Origin of the sequence: Paenibacillus sp. NRS-1782 (genome assembly GCF_050467685.1) — a bacterium.
In the GTDB taxonomy this organism is placed as follows: Bacteria; Bacillota; Bacilli; order Paenibacillales; family Paenibacillaceae; genus Paenibacillus; species Paenibacillus terrae_A.
In genome coordinates this window covers 1-775 of the sequence record NZ_JBITPH010000119.1, presented here as the reverse complement: position 1 = coordinate 775, position 775 = coordinate 1, and the positions used below count along the sequence as shown (strand labels likewise).

The following is a 775-nucleotide window of genomic DNA, read 5'->3' as shown; positions in this document are numbered from 1 at the left end:
ACCATGACATGATCGTATTCCACAGGCAGTGTCGCCGCATTGCAATACCCAAGAATATTACCCTTGGCTTTATTCAAATAGTGGATCAGGATATCATCCTTGGATATGTTTGTTGGTTCCATACCTAATAACCGTTTCAGCAAAATCAATGAATCATTCATGTGCCGGCTCCTGTTCCTCCTTTATCTGTGCCTTCTCGGTACGCTTCATATTCTTGACAACTTGAGCTTTCGTTTGGGCTACACCTTGTTCAGTCTTATCTTGTTGAGGTTCATCCACTTGCTTATAATGCCCACTGGCCTGCAACCGCAGCATTAACTCCTGATCCGTGACTTCCCATGTGCAGCCTGTTTCTTGATTCAAAAACCACATCTTATCACCCTCCAAAAATGAAAACTAGGGCATCCAAAGCGGACACACCCTAAACGTGTTTCTTCTATTATAATGTGTTTTCATAATCATACATTTTCAATTAGGACTTATTGGCTGTGAGTACAGCGAGAGCTTCCGGCTTGATACATTTGGCTCCAAACACTTGCAACCCTTTCACTGCATCCGAGAATTGCTTCTCTGGTCTGAAGGCTTCAACCGAATCTACTTGACCTGCAAACGAAATCGCACTCTTATGACCTGCGATGATTTTATACTTGGCTCCTGTGGTATTCGGCACATTGTTGGATTTATAAACGGTCATCCCATCGATATCCCCTACATAACCCGTGCGGATGATATTGGGGTCTTTGGTGAAACGAGCATCCTTCAGCAGCAAGCCATA

The 775-nt window shown here is 43.7% G+C and carries 1 protein-coding gene and 1 pseudogene; both read right to left on the bottom strand.

Translation table 11 applies throughout. The features are described from left to right. Positions 1-153: 153 nt before the first annotated feature. A complete protein-coding gene (locus ACIFQM_RS24940; RefSeq protein ID WP_430047773.1) occupies positions 154-372 on the bottom strand; it encodes a hypothetical protein in 219 nt (72 codons plus the stop codon). A 100-nt stretch (positions 373-472) separates the two neighbouring features. Then, positions 473-775, bottom strand: a pseudogene (locus ACIFQM_RS24935) (P22 coat protein - protein 5 domain protein); the annotation flags it as partial.

Coding starts and splice junctions, on each gene's coding strand:
- ACIFQM_RS24940 (WP_430047773.1), bottom strand. CDS start 372: ATGTGGTTTTTGAATCAAGAAACAGGCTGCACATGGGAAGTCACGGAT.